This window comes from Gordonia sp. IEGM753 (assembly GCF_050321825.1).
Lineage (GTDB): Bacteria > Pseudomonadota > Gammaproteobacteria > Pseudomonadales > Pseudomonadaceae > Aquipseudomonas.
Genome location: NZ_JBNQGB010000004.1, coordinates 399925 through 419080, shown reverse-complemented (window position 1 = coordinate 419080; position 19156 = coordinate 399925). Strand labels below are relative to the sequence as shown.

15 protein-coding genes are annotated in these 19156 nt (G+C 58.6%); 9 read left to right on the top strand and 6 right to left on the bottom strand.

Annotated features, from left to right (window positions below):
• The first annotated feature begins 3 nt into the window (after positions 1-3).
• The 9 genes from murD to lpxC all read left to right on the top strand — a co-directional run bounded on the left by murD (position 4) and on the right by lpxC (position 10484).
• Positions 4-1350: a UDP-N-acetylmuramoyl-L-alanine--D-glutamate ligase gene (murD, locus tag ACQR3R_RS21600; RefSeq protein ID WP_428275148.1), complete on the top strand. Its 1347-nt coding sequence runs from the start codon at positions 4-6 to the stop codon at positions 1348-1350.
• A complete protein-coding gene (ftsW, locus tag ACQR3R_RS21595) occupies positions 1347-2564 on the top strand; it encodes a putative lipid II flippase FtsW (RefSeq protein ID WP_428275146.1) in 1218 nt (405 codons plus the stop codon). The genes murD and ftsW overlap by 4 nt, the downstream gene beginning before the upstream one ends.
• The gene (murG, locus tag ACQR3R_RS21590; protein ID WP_428275144.1) at positions 2554-3624 is read left to right on the top strand and encodes an undecaprenyldiphospho-muramoylpentapeptide beta-N-acetylglucosaminyltransferase; all 1071 of its coding nucleotides are present in this window, start codon (positions 2554-2556) and stop codon (positions 3622-3624) included. Before ftsW ends, murG begins: the two co-directional genes overlap by 11 nt.
• Positions 3617-5077: a UDP-N-acetylmuramate--L-alanine ligase gene (gene murC / locus ACQR3R_RS21585; RefSeq protein ID WP_428275142.1), complete on the top strand. Its 1461-nt coding sequence runs from the start codon at positions 3617-3619 to the stop codon at positions 5075-5077. The genes murG and murC overlap by 8 nt, the downstream gene beginning before the upstream one ends.
• The gene (locus ACQR3R_RS21580; RefSeq protein ID WP_428275140.1) at positions 5074-6039 is read left to right on the top strand and encodes a D-alanine--D-alanine ligase; all 966 of its coding nucleotides are present in this window, start codon (positions 5074-5076) and stop codon (positions 6037-6039) included. Before murC ends, ACQR3R_RS21580 begins: the two co-directional genes overlap by 4 nt.
• Positions 6040-6118: 79 nt before the next feature.
• Positions 6119-6913 (top strand): cell division protein FtsQ/DivIB, encoded by a 795-nt coding sequence (locus ACQR3R_RS21575; RefSeq protein WP_428275138.1) that lies wholly within the window; start codon positions 6119-6121, stop codon positions 6911-6913.
• 15 nt (positions 6914-6928) lie between these two features.
• Positions 6929-8188 (top strand): cell division protein FtsA, encoded by a 1260-nt coding sequence (gene ftsA / locus ACQR3R_RS21570; RefSeq protein ID WP_247292098.1) that lies wholly within the window; start codon positions 6929-6931, stop codon positions 8186-8188.
• A gap of 78 nt (positions 8189-8266) precedes the next feature.
• Positions 8267-9460, top strand: a complete 1194-nt coding sequence (gene ftsZ, locus ACQR3R_RS21565) for a cell division protein FtsZ (protein WP_150713850.1) — start codon at positions 8267-8269, stop codon at positions 9458-9460.
• Between the two features lie 112 nt (positions 9461-9572).
• Complete coding sequence (gene lpxC / locus ACQR3R_RS21560) at positions 9573-10484, top strand: UDP-3-O-acyl-N-acetylglucosamine deacetylase (protein WP_003171886.1); 912 nt, start codon at positions 9573-9575, stop codon at positions 10482-10484.
• A 56-nt stretch (positions 10485-10540) separates the two neighbouring features.
• On the opposite strand, the gene ACQR3R_RS21555 is transcribed toward lpxC, so the two are convergent.
• From ACQR3R_RS21555 to ACQR3R_RS21530, 6 genes are all read right to left on the bottom strand, one after another.
• Positions 10541-12037 carry a diguanylate cyclase gene (locus tag ACQR3R_RS21555; RefSeq protein WP_428275135.1) on the bottom strand — a complete coding sequence of 499 codons (1497 nt, stop codon included), beginning with the start codon at positions 12035-12037 and terminating at the stop codon, positions 10541-10543.
• Between the two features lie 230 nt (positions 12038-12267).
• A complete protein-coding gene (locus tag ACQR3R_RS21550; protein WP_428275133.1) occupies positions 12268-12492 on the bottom strand; it encodes a hypothetical protein in 225 nt (74 codons plus the stop codon).
• A gap of 115 nt (positions 12493-12607) precedes the next feature.
• Entirely contained in the window at positions 12608-13972 is a 1365-nt protein-coding gene (locus tag ACQR3R_RS21545; RefSeq protein WP_428275131.1) for a heavy metal sensor histidine kinase, read from the bottom strand.
• A complete protein-coding gene (locus tag ACQR3R_RS21540; protein WP_169373157.1) occupies positions 13962-14639 on the bottom strand; it encodes a heavy metal response regulator transcription factor in 678 nt (225 codons plus the stop codon). The genes ACQR3R_RS21545 and ACQR3R_RS21540 overlap by 11 nt, the downstream gene beginning before the upstream one ends.
• Before the next feature lie 9 nt (positions 14640-14648).
• Positions 14649-17750: a multidrug efflux RND transporter permease subunit gene (locus tag ACQR3R_RS21535; protein WP_428275128.1), complete on the bottom strand. Its 3102-nt coding sequence runs from the start codon at positions 17748-17750 to the stop codon at positions 14649-14651.
• On the bottom strand, positions 17747-18907 hold the full coding sequence (locus tag ACQR3R_RS21530; protein ID WP_428275126.1) for an efflux RND transporter periplasmic adaptor subunit: 1161 nt from the start codon (positions 18905-18907) through the stop codon (positions 17747-17749). The genes ACQR3R_RS21535 and ACQR3R_RS21530 overlap by 4 nt, the downstream gene beginning before the upstream one ends.
• Positions 18908-19156 lie beyond the last annotated feature (249 nt).

Sequence of the window (19156 nt, the reverse complement as noted above, 5' to 3'; positions counted from 1 at the left end):
CGAGTGTCTCTGATCGCTTCTGACCACTTCCGCATCGTTGTCGGCCTCGGCAAGAGCGGCATGTCCCTGGTTCGCTTCCTGGCGAACCGGGGCACGTCGTTTGCTGTCGCCGATACGCGGGAAAATCCACCGGAACTGGCCACGCTTAAGCGTGACTATCCGCATGTGGAAGTGCGTTGTGGCGAGTTGGACGTCGAGTTCCTGTGCCGCGCCGATGAGCTCTACGTGAGTCCTGGCCTGGCGTTGGCGACCCCGGCCCTGCAGGCTGCAGCCGCCCGTGGGGTTAAATTGTCGGGTGACATCGAGCTGTTCGCGCGTAACGCGAAAGCGCCGATCATTGCCATCAGCGGCTCCAACGCCAAAAGCACCGTCACCACACTGGTTGGCGAAATGGCAGCGGCGGCTGGCAAGCGCGTGGCCGTTGGCGGCAACCTCGGCACGCCGGCGCTCGACCTGCTCAGCGATGACGTCGAGCTGTACGTGATGGAGTTGTCGAGCTTCCAGCTCGAAACCACCGATCAACTTAATGCCGAAGTCGCCACCGTGCTCAACGTCAGTGAAGACCACATGGATCGCTACAGCGGTCTGCCTGCTTATCACTTGGCCAAGCACCGTATTTTCCGGGGGGCCAAACAATTTGTGGTCAACCGTCAGGACGCGCTTAGCCGGCCATTGATGGGCGAAGGCCAGCCATGCTGGACTTTCGGCTTGGGCAAACCTGATTTCAAGGCGTTCGGTATTCGTGAAGAGGACGGGGAGAAGTACCTCGCCTTCGAGTTCCAGAACCTGATGCCGGTGCGTGAGTTGAAAATTCGCGGTGCCCATAATCAATCCAATGCACTGGCGGCCCTTGCGCTGGGCCACGCTGTCGGCCTGCCGTTCGACGCCATGCTTTCGAGCCTGCGTACCTTTGCCGGTCTGGAACATCGCTGCCAGTGGGTCCGTGACCTGGATGGCGTCAGCTATTACAACGATTCCAAAGCCACCAACGTTGGCGCCGCACTGGCAGCCATTGAAGGGTTGGGTGCCGACATCGAAGGCAAACTCGTGCTGATTGCCGGAGGTGATGGCAAGGGTGCCGAGTTCAAAGACTTGCGCGATCCGGTCGCGGTCAATTGCCGCGCTGTGGTGCTGATGGGCCGTGACAGTGATTTGATCGGGCAGGCCATTGGCGATGCGGTGCCGCTGATTCGTGTCAACTCACTCAAAGAAGCCGTCGAGCAATGCCGCGCACTCGCCGAACCTGGCGACTCGGTACTGCTGTCGCCAGCGTGCGCCAGTTTCGACATGTTCAAGAATTATGAAGACCGTGGTCACCAGTTCGTCCGCGCCGTGGAGGAACTGGCATGAGTCTTAGAAATATCATCAAGCCGTATCCGTCGCCGATCATCACCGGGCGCGGTATCGACCTCGACTTCCCGATGCTTGCCGGCTGTCTGGCATTGCTCGGCCTGGGGCTGGTCATGATTGCATCGGCATCGACTGAAGTCGCGGCCGTGCAGTCGGGCAGCGCCCTGTACTACATGATTCGTCACCTTATTTATATCGTGCTCGGCCTTGGCGCTTGCATCGTCACCATGATGATTCCGATCGCCACCTGGCAGCGTCTGGGTTGGCTGATGCTGATTGGCGCGTTCGGTTTGCTGGTGATGGTGATCATCCCGGGGATCGGTCGTGAAGTGAACGGTTCGATGCGCTGGATCGGCTTCAGCTTTTTCAACGTGCAACCTTCCGAGATCGCCAAGGTATTCGTGGTCATTTACCTCGCCGGTTACCTGGTGCGGCGTCAGAAAGAAGTGCGTGAAAGCTGGATGGGCTTTTTCAAGCCGTTCATCGTGCTGCTGCCGATGGCCGGCCTCCTGCTGATGGAGCCCGACTTCGGTGCCACCGTCGTAATGATGGGGGCCGCTGCGGCGATGCTGTTCCTTGGCGGCGTAGGGCTGTTCCGTTTCTCCTTGATGGTGATTCTGGCGGTCGCTGCGGTGGTGTTGTTGATTCAAGTGCAGCCCTATCGAATGGCGCGCCTGACTAACTTCGCAGACCCGTGGGCTGACCAGTTCGGCGCTGGCTATCAGTTGTCTCAAGCCTTGATCGCATTCGGTCGCGGCGAATGGTTGGGCGTCGGCCTGGGCAACAGCGTGCAAAAACAGTTCTACCTGCCGGAAGCCCACACCGACTTCGTGTTCTCGGTCCTGGCCGAAGAACTTGGCGCTGTAGGTTCGTTGTGCACCGTCGCGCTGTTCGTGTTCGTGTGTATTCGCGGTATGTACATCGGTTACTGGGCCGAGAAGGCCAAGCAATTCTTTGCCGCCTACATCGCCTACGGCTTGTCGTTCCTGTGGATTGGTCAGTTCCTGATCAATATCGGAGTGAACGTCGGCTTGCTCCCGACCAAAGGTTTGACGTTGCCGTTCCTCAGTTATGGCGGTAGCTCGTTGGTGATCTGTTGTGCGTGTCTCGGCCTGTTGCTGCGCATCGAGTGGGAGAGTCGAACTCACCTCGGCAGCGAAGAGATGGAGTTCCAGGAAAGCGACTTCGCCGAGGACCCCAAACATGGGCGCTAACGTACTGATCATGGCGGGCGGTACCGGTGGCCACGTGTTCCCGGCGCTGGCGTGTGCTCGCGAGTTTCAGACTCGCGGCTACACCGTGCATTGGCTTGGAACACCGCGTGGTATCGAAAACGATCTGGTGCCGATGGCGGGTATCGAGTTGCACCGAATCAACGCCAGCGGTTTGCGTGGCAAGGGCAAGCTGTCGTTGCTCAAGGCGCCGTTCATGTTGCTTAAATCCATCTGGCAGGCGCGGGCGATCATTCGCCAGCTGCGGCCGGTGTGCGTGGTCGGTTTCGGTGGTTATGTGACCGGTCCCGGTGGTGTTGCAGCCAAACTGGCCGGTGTCCCGGTGATCGTTCACGAACAGAACGCAGTGGCAGGTACCGCCAATCGGTTGCTGGTGCCGTTGGCCGCCCGAGTCTGTGAAGCGTTCCCCGACACCTTTACCCTGTCGGACAGCCGACGTACCACCGGTAATCCGGTGCGCACCGAGCTGTTCCTCGAAACACCGCGACAGGCTCTGGCCGGTCGCAAAGCGCGTTTGCTGATCCTGGGTGGAAGCCTGGGGGCAGAACCGTTGAACAAATTGCTGCCTGAAGCCCTGTCGCAAGTCGCCGCCGACCTGCGCCCGGAAGTGTTCCATCAGGCCGGCAAAAACCACGATGAAGTGACTGCCGAGCGTTATCACGCTGCGGGCGTCGAGGCGCAAGTGCAGCCTTTCATCAAAGACATGGCCCAAGCCTATGGCTGGGCCGACCTGGTGGTGTGCCGTGCAGGCGCACTGACCATCAGTGAACTGGCCGCCGCCGGTCTGCCCTCGATGCTGGTGCCTTTGCCCCACGCAATCGACGATCACCAGACCCGCAACGCCGACTATTTGGCCCGTGAAGGCGCAGCCTTCGTGATGCCGCAAAGAACGACTGGCGCAGCGGATCTAGCCGCACGCCTGACAGAGGTACTGATGCAACCGCAACGACTGAATGAGATGGCCACTGCAGCACGCCGCCTGGCCAAACCCGACGCTACTCGCAATGTGGTCGATATCTGCCTGGAGGTGGCCCATGGTTGAGAATCAGAAAGCCATGCCACAACCGGAAATGCGCCGTATCCGGCGTATCCACTTCGTCGGTATCGGCGGCGTGGGTATGTGCGGAATTGCCGAAGTATTGTTGAACCTGGGCTATGAAGTGTCTGGCTCTGACCTTAAGGCTTCGCCCGTCACCGAGCGGCTCGAATCTTTTGGTGCACACATTTATATCGGCCACCGCGCCGAGAACGCTGCGAACGCAGATGTTCTGGTGACGTCGAGTGCCGTGAACACTTCCAACCCGGAAGTTGCCACCGCCCTTGAGCGCCGGATTCCGGTGGTGCCGCGTGCCGAAATGCTGGCTGAGCTGATGCGCTATCGCCACGGCATCGCTGTCGCTGGCACGCACGGCAAAACCACCACCACCAGCCTGATCGCATCGGTGTTCGCGGCCGGTGGCCTGGACCCGACGTTCGTGATTGGCGGCCGCCTGAATGCAGCCGGCACCAATGCTCAGCTCGGCACCAGCCGTTACCTGATCGCCGAAGCTGACGAAAGCGATGCAAGCTTTCTGCACTTGCAGCCATTGGTGGCCGTGGTCACCAACATCGACGCCGATCACATGGCGACCTACGACGGCGACTTCAACAAACTGAAGAAAACCTTCGTCGAATTCCTGCACAACCTGCCGTTCTACGGGTTGGCCGTGGTGTGCCTGGACGATCCGGTGGTTCGTGAAATCCTGCCGCTGGTGAAACGTCCGACCGTGACCTATGGCTTTGGCGAAGACTGCGATGTACGCGCGATCAATGTTCGTCAGCAAGGCATGCAGACCTTCTTCACCGTACTGCGTCCCGACCGTGAGCCGCTGGACGTGTCGGTGAACATGCCGGGTAACCACAACGTATTGAACTCACTGGCGACCATTTGCATTGCCAGTGACGAGGGCGTCAGCGATGAAGCCATCGTTCAGGGCCTGTCCGGTTTTCAAGGCGTTGGCCGACGCTTCCAGGTCTACGGCGAACTGCCGGTAGACGGTGGCAATGTCATGTTGGTCGATGACTACGGCCATCACCCGACTGAAGTCGCGGCAGTGATCAAAGCCGTACGTGGTGGCTGGCCGGATCGCCGTCTGGTGATGGTGTACCAGCCTCACCGCTACAGTCGTACCCGCGATTTGTACGACGATTTCGTCAATGTACTGGCCGATGCCAACGTACTGCTGCTGATGGAAGTTTACCCCGCCGGCGAAGAGCCTATTCCGGGTGCCGACAGCCGCAAGCTGTGCAACAGCATCCGTCAGCGCGGTCAGCTTGACCCGATCTACATCGAACGTGGCGTCGACCTCGCACCATTGGTCAAACCATTGCTGCGTGCCGGCGACATTCTGTTGTGCCAGGGCGCCGGTGATATCGGTGGGCTTGCGCCGAAATTGTTGAAGAGTCCGTTGTTTGCGGGTGCCGTTGCTGCGTCGACCGCGGGGAAATTGAAATGACTGCATACACCCACCTCGCCTCCACGATTGCGCCGAAGGATTTCGGCCGGGTCGCCGTGCTGTACGGTGGCAAAAGTGCAGAGCGTGAAGTGTCCCTGAAGTCGGGCAAAGCGGTGCTTGAGGCGTTACAAAGCGCCGACGTGGATGCGTTTGGCCTGGATGTGGGCGATGACCTTCTGCAGCGTCTGCTGAATGAAAAAATAGACCGCGCCTTCATCATTCTTCACGGCCGAGGTGGTGAAGACGGCAGCATGCAAGGCCTGCTGGAATGCCTCGGTATTCCTTACACCGGCAGCGGCATTCTTGCCTCTGCACTGGCCATGGACAAGCTGCGCACCAAGCAGGTTTGGCACAGCCTCGGGATTCCGACGCCACGCCACGCGGTACTGAGTTCCGAGGCTGATTGTATTTCGGCAGCGACGGAACTGGGCTTCCCTTTGATCGTCAAACCGGCACATGAAGGTTCAAGTATCGGGATGGCCAAAGTGTCTTCAGCTCTTGAGTTGATCGACGCGTGGAAAGCGGCCAGTACCTATGATTCGCAAGTGCTGGTCGAGCAATGGATTCAAGGTCCGGAGTTCACCATCGCGACCCTGCGTGACCAGGTGTTGCCACCGATTGCCCTGGGCACGACTCACAGTTTTTACGACTACGACGCCAAGTACGTGGCCTCCGATACTCAGTACCGGATCCCGTGTGGCCTCGACGCAAGCAAAGAAAAAGAACTGATGGACCTCACGGCTAACGCCTGTGAGGCGCTAGGTATCGCCGGTTGGGGCAGGGCAGACGTGATGCAGGACGCCGAAGGGCAGTTCTGGTTTCTCGAAGTCAACACCGCACCGGGCATGACCGATCACAGCCTGGTACCGATGGCGGCCCGTGCTGCTGGCCTGGATTTCCAGCAACTGGTATTGGCGATTTTGGCCGCCAGTATTACCGACAACAGCGAGCCGCGAGGTTAAGACCATGCAAGGCGCTCAGTTGAGACATCAGCCCCCCGCACCCCCCGGCCGCAAGCCGGTGCCGCGGGGCGCCAGCCGAATGGTGGCCAAAGAGCCGATGTCCGCGCGCCTGCCGAAAGCCAATTTTGGCTTTCTGAAAAGCTTGTTCTGGCCGGTGCTGTTGGTTGCGTTGGGTTTTGGCACTTACGAAGGTGCGCAGCGTCTGTTGCCGTATGCCGATCGGCCAATCACCAAGGTCAATGTGCAGGGCGATTTGAGTTACATCAGCCCGCAGGCGGTGCAGCAGCGGATAGCCCCCTACGTGACGGCGAGCTTCTTCACCATCGACCTGGCGAGCATGCGCACCGAGCTGGAACAGATGCCCTGGATTGCTCACGCCGAGGTGCGTCGCGTGTGGCCGGATCAAGTGGTGATCCGCCTGGAAGAACAACTGCCTGTAGCCCGTTGGGGCGACGAGTCGCTGTTGAACAACCAGGGCCAGGCATTTACTCCGCGTGAGCTGGCTAACTACGAACATTTGCCACAGCTGTTCGGTCCACAGCGGGCACAACAGCAAGTGATGCAGCAATACCAGGTGCTGAGCCAGATGCTCAGGCCGATGGGTTTCTCGATTGCACGCCTGGAATTACGTGAACGAGGTAGCTGGTTCCTGACCACCGGAGCCGGCAGTGCGGGTCCTGGAATCGAACTGTTGTTGGGACGCGGCAACCTGGTGGAGAAGATGCGCCGTTTCATTGCCATCTACGACAAGACGCTTAAAGACAAGATTACGAACATTGCGCGCATCGATCTGCGCTACGCCAACGGCCTCGCTGTTGGCTGGCGGGAACCTGTAGCGCCCACGACAGCCCAACCCGCTGTCGCGAAGAATTAAGAAGAGGCAGGACCCATGGCAAACGTGCAAAGCGGCAAAATGATCGTCGGTCTCGATATCGGCACCTCCAAGGTGGTGGCGCTGGTAGGCGAGGTTGCGGACGACGGCACGCTGGAAATCGTCGGGATCGGTACCCATCCGTCCCGTGGCCTGAAGAAAGGCGTGGTGGTGAACATCGAGTCCACCGTGCAGTCCATCCAGCGTGCGATCGAAGAAGCTCAGCTGATGGCCGGTTGCCGGATCCACTCGGCGTTTGTCGGTGTGGCCGGCAATCATATTCGCAGCCTGAACTCCCACGGCATCGTGGCGATTCGTGATCGTGAAGTCAGCTCGGCAGACCTTGAGCGCGTTCTCGACGCCGCTCAGGCTGTCGCCATCCCGGCTGACCAGCGTGTGCTGCATACACTGCCGCAGGATTACGTGATCGATAACCAGGAAGGCGTTCGCGAGCCTCTGGGCATGTCCGGCGTACGCCTGGAAGCCAAGGTTCACGTGGTCACCTGCGCCGTCAACGCTGCACAGAACATTGAAAAATGCGTGCGCCGTTGTGGCCTGGAAATCGACGACATCATTCTTGAGCAACTGGCTTCCGCTTACTCGGTATTGACCGACGACGAGAAAGAACTGGGCGTTTGCCTGGTCGATATCGGCGGCGGCACGACGGACATTGCGATCTTCACCGAAGGCGCAATCCGCCACACCGCGGTCATCCCGATTGCGGGCGATCAGGTGACCAACGACATCGCCATGGCGTTGCGCACCCCGACCCAGTACGCCGAAGAAATCAAGATTCGCTACGCCTGTGCCCTCGCCAAACTGGCCGGTGCCGGTGAAACCATCAAGGTGCCAAGCGTCGGCGACCGTCCACCGCGCGAACTGTCTCGTCAGGCCTTGGCCGAAGTGGTCGAGCCGCGTTACGACGAACTGTTCACGCTGATCCAGGCAGAGCTGCGTCGCAGTGGCTACGAAGACCTGATCCCGGCCGGCATCGTGCTGACCGGCGGTACTTCGAAGATGGAAGGCGCCGTTGAACTGGCTGAAGAAATCTTCCACATGCCGGTCCGCTTGGGCGTGCCGCATGGCGTCAAAGGCCTGGATGACGTGGTTCGCAACCCGATTTATTCGACCGGCGTTGGCTTGTTGATGTACGGCCTGCAAAAGCAGTCCGACGGGATTTCGTTCTCGGGCATCAGCAGCCGCGACAGCTACAGCAATGAAGAGCCGAAAGCCGCTTTGCTCGATCGCATCAAGAGCTGGGTACAAGGCAACTTCTAAGCATCGGTTTCAAGCAACAAGCAGTACAGCAGCAAAAGCAGTAGGCGAAAAAACTAGAGAATGTAAAGGAGAGGGAAAATGTTCGAACTCGTAGACAACATCCCCGCAAGCCCGGTTATTAAAGTTATCGGTGTTGGCGGAGGCGGCGGCAACGCCGTCAACCACATGGTCAAGAGCAACATTGAAGGCGTTGAATTCATCTGCGCCAACACTGATGCCCAAGCGCTGAAAAGCATCGGCGCGCGGACCATCCTGCAACTGGGCACCGGCGTGACCAAAGGTCTCGGCGCTGGCGCCAACCCTGAAGTAGGTCGTCAGGCCGCTCTCGAAGACCGTGAGCGCATTGCCGAAGTCCTGCAGGGCACAAACATGGTGTTCATCACCACTGGCATGGGCGGCGGTACCGGTACCGGTGCAGCACCAATCATTGCTGAAGTGGCCAAGGAAATGGGGATTCTCACCGTTGCGGTGGTGACTCGTCCGTTCCCGTTCGAAGGCCGCAAGCGTATGCAGATTGCCGACGAAGGTATTCGTCTGCTGTCTGAAAGCGTTGACTCGTTGATCACTATTCCCAACGAGAAGCTGCTGACCATCCTCGGTAAAGACGCCAGCCTGCTGTCGGCTTTCGCCAAGGCTGACGATGTACTGGCCGGTGCCGTTCGCGGTATTTCCGACATCATCAAGCGTCCGGGCATGATCAACGTCGACTTTGCCGACGTACGTACCGTGATGAGCGAAATGGGCATGGCGATGATGGGCACTGGCTGCGCCAGCGGTCCGAACCGTGCACGTGAGGCTACCGAAGCGGCCATTCGCAACCCGCTGCTGGAAGACGTGAACCTGCAAGGTGCACGCGGCATCCTGGTGAACATCACCGCCGGCCCTGACCTGTCCCTGGGTGAGTACTCCGACGTGGGTAGCATCATCGAAGCCTTCGCTTCCGAGCACGCGATGGTCAAGGTCGGTACCGTTATCGATCCAGACATGCGCGACGAGTTGCACGTGACTGTGGTTGCCACGGGTCTGGGCGCAAAAATCGAGAAGCCTGTGAAGGTCATCGACAATACCGTTCACACTTCAATGGCCTCGCAGCCGCAACAATCGGCGCCCGCTCGTCAGGATGCACCCGCGGTTAACTACCGTGACCTGGACCGTCCGACCGTCATGCGCAACCAGGCTCAGGCCGGTGCTGCGACTGCTGCGAAGATGAATCCGCAAGATGACCTGGACTATCTGGATATCCCGGCCTTCCTGCGTCGTCAGGCCGATTAATGGAATGTATCAGGGCTATGAAGGTGATTGGTGTTCAGCAAAGGTCTGGTCTGCTATTATCGCCAGCCTTTGTTGATACCAGTTCGCAATTTGCGCTGAAGCGGCCCAAGCCATGATTAAACAACGCACACTGAAAAATATTATCCGTGCCACAGGTGTCGGTCTGCACTCCGGGGAGAAGGTATACCTGACCCTCAAGCCTGCACCTGTCGACACCGGCATCGTGTTTGTTCGTGCCGATCTGGACCCTGTGGTGCAGATTCCTGCTCGCGCGGAAAACGTTGGCGAAACCACGATGTCGACCACGCTGGTCAACGGTGACGTCAAAGTGGATACGGTGGAGCACTTGCTCTCGGCCATGGCAGGCCTGGGCATCGATAACGCCTACGTCGAGCTCTCCGCGTCCGAAGTCCCAATCATGGATGGTAGCGCTGGACCCTTCGTATTCTTGATTCAATCGGCCGGCCTGGAAGAACAGGACGCAGCCAAGAAGTTCATCCGGATCCTGCGGGAAGTGACAGTGGAAGACGGCGACAAGCGCGCCACTTTCGTCCCTTTCGAAGGTTTCAAAGTGAGCTTCGAGATCGATTTCGATCACCCGGTTTTCCGTGACCGCACACAAAGTGCAAGCGTGGATTTTTCGAGTACTTCGTTTGTAAAAGAAGTCAGCCGCGCCCGTACCTTTGGTTTCATGAGTGATATCGAGTACCTGCGCAAGCACAACCTCGCACTCGGCGGCAGCGTTGAAAACGCTATTGTGGTCGACGCGGATGGTGTACTGAACGAAGACGGCCTTCGCTATGAAGACGAATTCGTGAAGCACAAGATCCTCGATGCAATTGGTGACCTCTACCTGCTGGGCAATAGCCTGATTGGTGAGTTCAAGGGGTTCAAGTCCGGACATGCATTGAACAACCAGCTGCTGCGCAAGTTGATTGAGCAGACAGATGCTTGGGAAGTCGTGACTTTCGAAGACGCCAGCACTGCACCGATCTCTTACATGCGTCCAGTTGCGGCCGTGTAAGTAAAAAACCTCTCTAGTTTTTAAAGGCTGCCTTCGGGTGGCCTTTTTTTATGCCTCTAATTTGCGCTGAGCACACAATTTCGCCCATTTTCCTTGGCTTGATACAGCGCCTTGTCTGCTGCAAACAACAGATGCTCCAGTTTGGCATCGGTCTTCGTCGTCCAGGTGCTGATGCCAATACTGACAGTTATCGGTGAAGCAGCGCCCGCCACTCGCGGTAACTGTTCCACTGCCGCGCGAATTTGTTCGGCAAGCTGCTGCGCGCCCACGCTGTCGGTTTCCGCCAGAATCACGGAGAATTCCTCGCCACCGTAGCGCGCGACCAGATCGGTGGGGCGCCGGACCTTGGTTGAGATCACGTTGGCCAATGCGCGCAGAGCATCGTCGCCAGCCTGATGACCGTGCCGATCGTTGAAAGCCTTGAAGTGATCCGCATCGATCATCATCAACGACAACGGTAACCCGGAGCGTTGTGCGCGAAACCACTCATGCCGCAGCACTTGGTCCAGTGTGCGGCGGTTGGCCAGACCGGTCAGGGCATCGGTGGCCGCCAGTTGCGCCAGCTCCTGTTCGGCATTATGACGCAGACGTAGCTCGCGGCAGAGCAACCACGTCAGCCATAACAGACTTATGCACAGCGCCATAGTGGCGAGGCTGACCACCAGCGCAGTGCGTTGCCATGCGCCAAAAACCTCGCCGGTCGACAGCGCTACGATCACGATCAGCGGTAGATTCCCAACCCTGGAGAACGTGTACTGGCGTTCCTGTTGGTCGACGCTCGACATGCCGGTAAAGCTGCCATTGCCTTCTTTGACGATGCGCTGAAAGTTGGGGCGGTTGCTGAAGTCCTTGCCGATCAGCTCATCAACCGGTCGTGGTTCCTGAGCCAGTAGAATGCCGTCGGTGCTGATCAGGTTGACCGAGCTGTTGTGCCCGATACTCAGGCTGTTGAACAACTGATCGAAGTAACTCAAGCGCATCGCCGCTTCGGCCACGCCGAGAAATTCACCCTGTGTTCCGCTGACTCGTCGGCTGAAGCTGATGCGCCAGTCACTGTCTGCTTGCCTGGCGCGGAAGGGACGGCTGATAAACATCCCGGGATCCGGGTTGTCGACGTGTGACTGGAAATACTCGCGGTCGGCAAAATTACCTTTGCGTGGTTCTACAGATGCCGAGTCCGCCAGCACATTGGCGTGACTGTCCAACAGCAGGATGTCGCCTTTGTAGGGCGCGGCGGTGGCACGGTCAAAAAGCGCCAGATGACGGATGGTTGGAGAGACGTGCTTGAGGTCCTCGCGCCCGGCAGCCGCAATCAAGCCTTGCAGGGACAGATCATAGAGCTCGACATTGCGCAGCACGTCGGCATCGATCAATTGCACGATGTTGTTGGCAGACCGTGTGGCAGACACCTCAGCGTTGAAGCGTTCACGAATCAGCAAAAACGCGACGATACTCAGTATTGCGATCACTAACAGCACGCTGCCGAGAACCAGAAGCCGCTCCGATCGCACCGAGCGGGTCGGAAGGTGAGACTGCACACTGCTCACACTCATGGTGTCTGACTTCTACCGGTGGGCGTTGCCAACTATAAAAAGGCCAGCATTGGATGCTGGCCTTTTGCTCATATCAGTTTAGAAGACATTGAGCAGGCAGTCGACGATAACGCGATACGGTGATTTCTGAACACGAAAAAAAAACCGCTGATAGCAGCGGCTTTGAAGACAACTTTTCAAAGGGAAGAGCCGATGAAAAGTGTCGAGGGAAACGGAGCGAATTCGATGGATCAGCTGTCTTTTTCGGCGCGAGGCTGCGCCTGGGTTGTCGACGCTTGAGGGGTTTGCGCAGCGTTCTGAGACTTGGCCGTCATTTCGCCCTGATACGCTTCGAGCGCTGCAGCGCGTGCTGCATTTTGCGCAACAAAGGCGTGCGACTCTTCAGCCATGGCGAGTGGGGAGAGGAACAAAGAGGACATAACGAACGCGCTGGCAATACCCATACTGTTGGACATCTTTAAAACCTTCTTGCTTGGCAAGTGCTGTTTGGTGCGGCAAAGATAAGGATCCTGGCCGACGGGAAACAGAGCCAATAACAGAAAGGACTGTTGCCGAAAAAGCAACGATCACTCAGACCGGAAGGTGAATGCCGAACGTGTTCATGCCGTGATCACTGCGCACAAACACATCCCCGCCGTGCATCAATGCGATTGCCTTGACGATGGCCAGGCCCAGGCCATGGTTGTTGCCGCTGTTGCTGCGCGAAGCATCGACCCGGTAGAAGCGCTCGAACAACCGCGGTAAATGTTCGCTGGCAATCGGTATGCCCGGGTTCGCGACGCCGATGCTGACCTGGTGTTCTTCTACCTCGATCAGCACCTTGATGACCTGCCCGGGCTCGGTGTGTTGCACGGCGTTGCTCAGCAAGTTGATCAATGCCCGTCGCAGGTGAGCGATCTCGATTCGCACCTGTGCATCACCGCTGACCTGCACCTGAACCTGAGCGTCTTCCAGAATGAAATCCAGATATTCCAGGGTGGTCGCCACTTCATCCGCGAGCGAAGTGGCGGTCAGCTTGGTGGCCTTGCTGCCTTGGTCGGCACTGGCCAAAAACAGCATGTCGTTGATGATCGAGCGCAGCCGTTCGAGCTCTTCAAGATTGGATTGCAACACCTCGAAATAGTGCTCGGCCGAGCGCCCGCGGGTCAACGCAACCTGGGTCTGGCCGATCAGGTTGGTCAACGGCGAGCGCAGTTCATGCGCGACATCGGCGTTAAACGACTCAAGCCTTGTATAAGCTTGCTCGACCCGTTCCAGTGTCGAGTTGAACGAGTTCACGAACTGGTTTAATTCTGGCGGCAACGGCGACAACTGCAGGCGGCTGGACAACAACGGCGGAGCCAGGCGCTGGGCTTCCTGAGACAAACGGATCAAGGGCTTCAGGCCGATCCGAGCCACCCAGTAACCCAAGGCGGAAGCCAGTAATACACCCACTATCGCCAGGCTGATCAGTGCGATCAGCAGGTGATGTTGGGTCTGTAAAAAGGTCTCGGTGTCGATGCCGATCATGAAGCGTAATGGCGGTCGCTGGTCCTTGGCCGGGAACTGACTGATCAGCACTTTCAACGGATAAGGTTGATCCGGTAATTTCAGATCATGCATGCCCAATGGGCCGTCGGCGAACGCGCGAATCTGTGGGGTCAGGTTGCCGTATTCATACTGCGCATTGCCGCTGGTGATCCAGAAACTGATGCGCTTGTCTTCTTCACCGAGCAACTTGAGTTTGTTGTTGATCTTCACCCAATGCTCAGGCGTGCCGAAGCGGCCAACGGTAGATTCGAGCACGCTGTAACGTGCATCCAGCTCAGCCTCGGGCAGCAGGCCCAACCCCTTTTCGACCTGCTGATACAACGCGCCACCGATCAGCAGAAAAACCACCAACGCCACCAGCGTAAACATGCCACTCAGGCGCAGCGCGATGGAGTTACTGGACACCGCGGCTCTCCAACACATAACCCATGCCACGAATCGTGTGCAGCAGTTTTTCGTCGAACGGGCCGTCGAGTTTGGCGCGCAGGCGTTTGATCGCGACTTCGACGACATTCGCGTCACTGTCAAAATTGATGTCCCACACCATCTCGGCGATGGCTGTTTTCGACAGGATTTCACCCTGACGGCGGGCCAGTACGCTGAGCAGCGAAAACTCTTTGGCAGTCAGGTCCAGGCGTGCACCGGCGCGGGTTGCCTTGCGGCTGATCAAATCTATCCACAGGTCGGCAATGCTCACTTGCACTGGTTCATGGCCGCCGCTGCGTCGGGTCAGGGCTTGCAGGCGTGCCACCAGTTCGAGAAACGAAAACGGTTTGCCCAAGTAATCGTCGGCGCCGTCACGCAGGCCTTTGATGCGATCCTCCACGCGCTCGCGAGCGGTGAGCATGATCACCGGGGTTTGCTTGCGGGCACGCAAGGCGCGCAGTACGCCAAAGCCGTCGAGGCCCGGCAACATCACGTCGAGGATAATCACCGCGTAGTCGCTCTCTAGCGCCAGGTGCAAACCTTCGACGCCATCGCGCGCCAGGTCCACGGTGTAGCCTTGTTCCGTCAAGCCGCGATGCAGGTAATCCGCGGTTTTTTCCTCGTCTTCGATAATCAGAACTCGCATGACCCCGCCTCAGTCTGTGGTCGCCAGCGCCGGCATCGGGGCTGGTTTGGGTCTATGAAAAAACCGCTCAAGCCACAAGTATATGACCGGAGTGGTGAACAGCGTCAGCGCCTGGCTTACCAACAACCCACCGACCACCGCGATCCCCAATGGCTGGCGCAATTCAGCGCCTGTGCCGTAACCAAGCATCAGCGGCAGCGCGCCAAGCAACGCTGCGAGTGTGGTCATGATGATCGGCCGGAACCGGGTGATACAGGCCTGGTAAATCGCTTCTTCCGGCGGCAGCCCTCGATTGCGCTGAGCCTCCAGCGCGAAGTCGATCATCAGGATCCCGTTTTTCTTGACGATGCCGATCAGCAGCACCAACCCGATCAGCGCCATGATCGAAAAGTCCTGGCCGCAGATCCATAGCATGATCACCGCACCGAGCCCCGCCGAAGGCAGGGTCGAAATGATCGTCAGCGGGTGCACAAAACTCTCGTAAAGCACGCCGAGAATGATGTAAACCGCCACCAGCGCCGCCAGAATCAGCCACGGCTGGCTGGCAAGCGAGCTTTGGAATGCTTGCGCTGCGCCCTGGAAATTGCCGCTCATGGCCGCCGGCATACCGATGTCGACTTTCGCCTGATTGAGCATGATCACTGCATCGCCCAGTGCGACGCCGGGCGCCAGGTTGAACGACAGGTTAGCGGCGGGGAACATCCCGTCATGGGCGATGGACAGTGGCCCGACGGTCGGAGCATCGAATTTCGCCAGCGCCGACAGCGGCACCATTTCGCCGCTCAACGGGGAACGCAGGTGGAAATAATTGAGGCTCTCAGCCTTGCCTCGCTGCTTGGTGTCCAGTTCCAGAATCACGTTGTATTGGTTGATCTGGGTCTGGAATTCGTTGATCTGGCGCTGGCCGAATGCGTCGTACAGCGCTTCGTCGACATCGCTGGCGGTCAATCCGAAGCGTGCTGCGGCACTGCGGTCGATGCTGATATGGGTGATGCTGCCGCCCAATTGCAGGTCGTTGGAAATATCGCGAAATGCCGGGTTGCTGCGCAGTTTTTCCGTCAGGCGTTGCGTCCACGTGCTGAGCGTCGCGCCGTCGTTGCTCTTGAGCACGTATTGGTACTGGGCGCGGCTTGGGCCCGAGCTGAGGTTGATGTCTTGACCGGCTCGCAGGTACAACACAATGCCCGGCACCTTCATCAGTTGTGGGCGTATCCGGTCAATGAATTGGCTGGCAGAGACGTCACGCTCACCGCGTGGTTTCAAAGAGATCCAGAAGCGGCCGTTGGCGATGGTCTGGTTACTGCCAGAAACACCCACTGAGTGCGAGAACGCCGCGACTGCTGGGTCTGCCGCGACGATTTCGGCCATGGCCAAGTGTTTTTTCACCATGTCGCCGTAGGAAATATCAGCAGCCGCTTCGGTGGTGCCCAGGACAAAACCGGTGTCCTGCACCGGGAAGAAACCTTTGGGGATAAAAATGTACCCGGCGACGGCAAGGCCCAGCGATAGACAGAACACACCAATCATCAATCGTTGATGGGCGAGGGCGCGACGCAGGCCTTTTTCGTACCAGGCCAGCAAGCGTTCGCCAAACGTCGGTTTGCTGTGCGCGTGATGCACGGGGGCGCGCATGAACAGGGCCGCCAGCGTCGGCGCCAGCGTCAGCGATACCACCACCGAAATCATGATGGTCGAGGTGGCGGTCAGCGCGAACTCTTTGAACAGCCGTCCGACCACGCCGCCCATGAACAGCAGGGGAATGAACGCCGCCACCAGTGAGAAACTGATCGAAACCACGGTGAAGCCAATTTCGCCTGCGCCTTTGATCGCGGCCTCGCGCATACCATCGCCGGCCTCGAGATGACGGTGAATGTTCTCCACCACCACGATCGCATCGTCGACCACAAACCCCACGGCCACCACAATGGCCACGAGTGTCAGGTTATTCAGGCTGAAACCCATGATGTACATCAGCGCGAAACTGGCGGTCAGCGACACCCCCAGCACCGCCGAGACGATGAGTGTTGCCGACCACTGGCGCAAGAACAGCGCCATCACCGCGACCACTAGCATGATCGCGATCAGCAGGGTGATTTCCACTTCATGCAGCGAGGCGCGAATGGTCTGCGTGCGGTCGACCAATACCTTGACCTGCACCGAGGCCGGCAACATGGCCTCCAGTGCCGGCAGTGCAGCTTGTATGCGGTCGACGGTTTCGACGATGTTGGCACCCGGTTGCCGGGAAATCACCAGGTTTACCCCCGGCTGATCGCCCGCCCAAGCCTGAACGTAGGCATCCTCCGAACCGTTCACGACTTTCGCCACATCCCTCAGGTGAACCGGCGCACCGTCCTTGTAGGAAACAATGAGCTGGCTGTACTCCTCGGGGTGAAACAACTGATCGTTGGTCGACAGTGTCGAGATGCTCGACTCACCGTACAGCGCACCTTTGGCCAGGTTGAGACTGGTCTGCTGGATCGCCTGGCGAATGTCCGCCAGCGTCAGGCCGATGGCCGCGAGTTTGTCGGCAGAAGCCTGCACACGAATCGCCGGACGTTGCTGACCGGTAATGTTGATTTGGCCTACACCATCGATCTGACTGATCTGACGCGAGAGCAGCGTTTCCACCAGATCACTGAGTTCGGTGCCGGGCATTTGCGTCGAGTTGACGCTGAGGATCAACACCGGACTGTCGGCCGGGTTTACCTTGCGCCAGGTCGGCAGGGTTGGCATGTCCTTCGGCAGTTTGCCGGCAGCGGTGTTGATCGCAGCCTGGACTTCCTGGGCGGCGGTATCAATGCTCTTGTCGAGGGTGAATTGCAGGGTCAGGTTGGTCGAGCCCAGGGCGCTGCTTGACGTCATCTGGGTCACGCCGGGAATGGCGCTGAACTGCACTTCCAGCGGCGTCGCCACAGACGAGGCCATTGTTTCGGGGCTGGCGCCGGGCAATGTCGCGGAGACCTGGATAGTCGGGAATTCTGCCTCTGGCAGCGGTGCAATCGGCAGTCGGGGAAAAGCAATCACACCCAGCAATACCAAGGCAAACGTCAGCAGGATCGTTGCCACCGGATGGTCAATGCACCAAGCGGAAACCGAGCCACGGCCCTTCATGGTTTCGGCTCCGATTGAACCACTTGCGGCGGCTCGGTCAGCACCTGAACCGTTGCGCCTGGTTTAAGCCGCGATTGACCATCGCTGACCAGCCTATCGCCGGCATTGACGCCTTTGATGGTGTCCTGGCCGCTGCCTTGATAAACCATTTGCACTGGCACGGTTTCAACCTTGTCACCTTTGACGCGGTAGACAAAATGTTGATCCAGGCCGCGTTGCACGACAGTGGGCGGCACTACCAGCGCATGTTTATCCAGTGCTGTCTGAATCTTTACCGTCACCAGCAGGCCCGGCCACAGTTTTTGCCCCGCATTGTTGAATTCTGCTTTGGCGCGAATCGTCCCGGTGTTGGCGTTGATCTGGTTGTCGATCAGCGTCAGGTGTCCTTCGCCCAGCAGATTGCCGGTTTCGCCATCGGTATCGGCGCCGATGTAGGCTTTGACCTGTGCATTCGCCGGGTCATTGATCAGGCCTTGCAGGGTCGGGAGCATTTGCTGCGGCAGCGAAAACTCGACGGCAATCGGGTCGATTTGGGTCACGGTGAACAGCCCTTGAGCATCAGCCATGCGCAGGAAGTTGCCTTCATCCACCGTACGAATGCCGACGCGACCGGTTACCGGGGAGCGAATCTGGGTGTAGGAAAGCTGCACCTGCGCGGCGTCAATCGAGGCCTGATTGCCTTGAGCCGTGGCTTTGAGCTGATTGACCAGCGCTTGTTGCTGGTCATAGGTCTGCTTCGACACACCGTCATCGACGCTCAGCAGTTTGTAGCGTTTGAGGTTCACCTGCGCCACTTCCAGCTGAGCCTGGCTCTCGCCGAGTTGTGCGCGGGTTTGGTCGAGGCTGGCGCGAATCGAACGGTCGTCGATGGTCGCGAGCAGGTCGCCAGCCTTTACCAACTGACCTTCCTTGACCAGTATTTTGGTGAGAATGCCGTCTATTTGAGGGCGCACCACGACGCTGTGCAGGGACAACACCGAGCCAATGCCGGTGACAAACCGCGGCACGTCTTGTTCGGCGACGTTGATCACACGAACCGGTATGGCGGTCGGCGCTGCAAGTTTGGGCGTGGCGGGTTTGATCAAAAGCCAGACGCCCAGCGCAATCAGGGCAATCAGAAGGGCTGCGAGCAAGGCGGGTTTTTTCTGAATTCGCATGCGAGTGAGGCGCCGGGGCAGTGTGGTCGGAGTTGTGTCAGATTTATACGCTCCTTTATAAACCTGTTCTGCCGTCAGGAAAGTGACTGCTAACTGACGGCGCTGTCAGTTTGGTCGCCCCGCAGGAGCGAGCCTGCTCGCGAAAATCGTCCAGGCACCGCGTTCATCCAGCCAGCCAGCGTTTTCGCTAAGGCACATCGCAAGCAAGCTTGCTCCTACAGTGGATCGTGGGGAGGTATACTGCCAGCT

Coding starts and splice junctions, on each gene's coding strand:
- ftsW (WP_428275146.1), top strand. CDS start 1,347: ATGAGTCTTAGAAATATCATCAAGCCGTATCCGTCGCCGATCATCACC.
- murG (WP_428275144.1), top strand. CDS start 2,554: ATGGGCGCTAACGTACTGATCATGGCGGGCGGTACCGGTGGCCACGTG.
- murC (WP_428275142.1), top strand. CDS start 3,617: ATGGTTGAGAATCAGAAAGCCATGCCACAACCGGAAATGCGCCGTATC.
- ACQR3R_RS21580 (WP_428275140.1), top strand. CDS start 5,074: ATGACTGCATACACCCACCTCGCCTCCACGATTGCGCCGAAGGATTTC.
- ACQR3R_RS21575 (WP_428275138.1), top strand. CDS start 6,119: ATGGTGGCCAAAGAGCCGATGTCCGCGCGCCTGCCGAAAGCCAATTTT.
- ftsA (WP_247292098.1), top strand. CDS start 6,929: ATGGCAAACGTGCAAAGCGGCAAAATGATCGTCGGTCTCGATATCGGC.
- ftsZ (WP_150713850.1), top strand. CDS start 8,267: ATGTTCGAACTCGTAGACAACATCCCCGCAAGCCCGGTTATTAAAGTT.
- lpxC (WP_003171886.1), top strand. CDS start 9,573: ATGATTAAACAACGCACACTGAAAAATATTATCCGTGCCACAGGTGTC.
- ACQR3R_RS21555 (WP_428275135.1), bottom strand. CDS start 12,037: ATGAGTGTGAGCAGTGTGCAGTCTCACCTTCCGACCCGCTCGGTGCGA.
- ACQR3R_RS21550 (WP_428275133.1), bottom strand. CDS start 12,492: ATGTCCAACAGTATGGGTATTGCCAGCGCGTTCGTTATGTCCTCTTTG.
- ACQR3R_RS21540 (WP_169373157.1), bottom strand. CDS start 14,639: ATGCGAGTTCTGATTATCGAAGACGAGGAAAAAACCGCGGATTACCTG.
- ACQR3R_RS21535 (WP_428275128.1), bottom strand. CDS start 17,750: ATGAAGGGCCGTGGCTCGGTTTCCGCTTGGTGCATTGACCATCCGGTG.
- ACQR3R_RS21530 (WP_428275126.1), bottom strand. CDS start 18,907: ATGCGAATTCAGAAAAAACCCGCCTTGCTCGCAGCCCTTCTGATTGCC.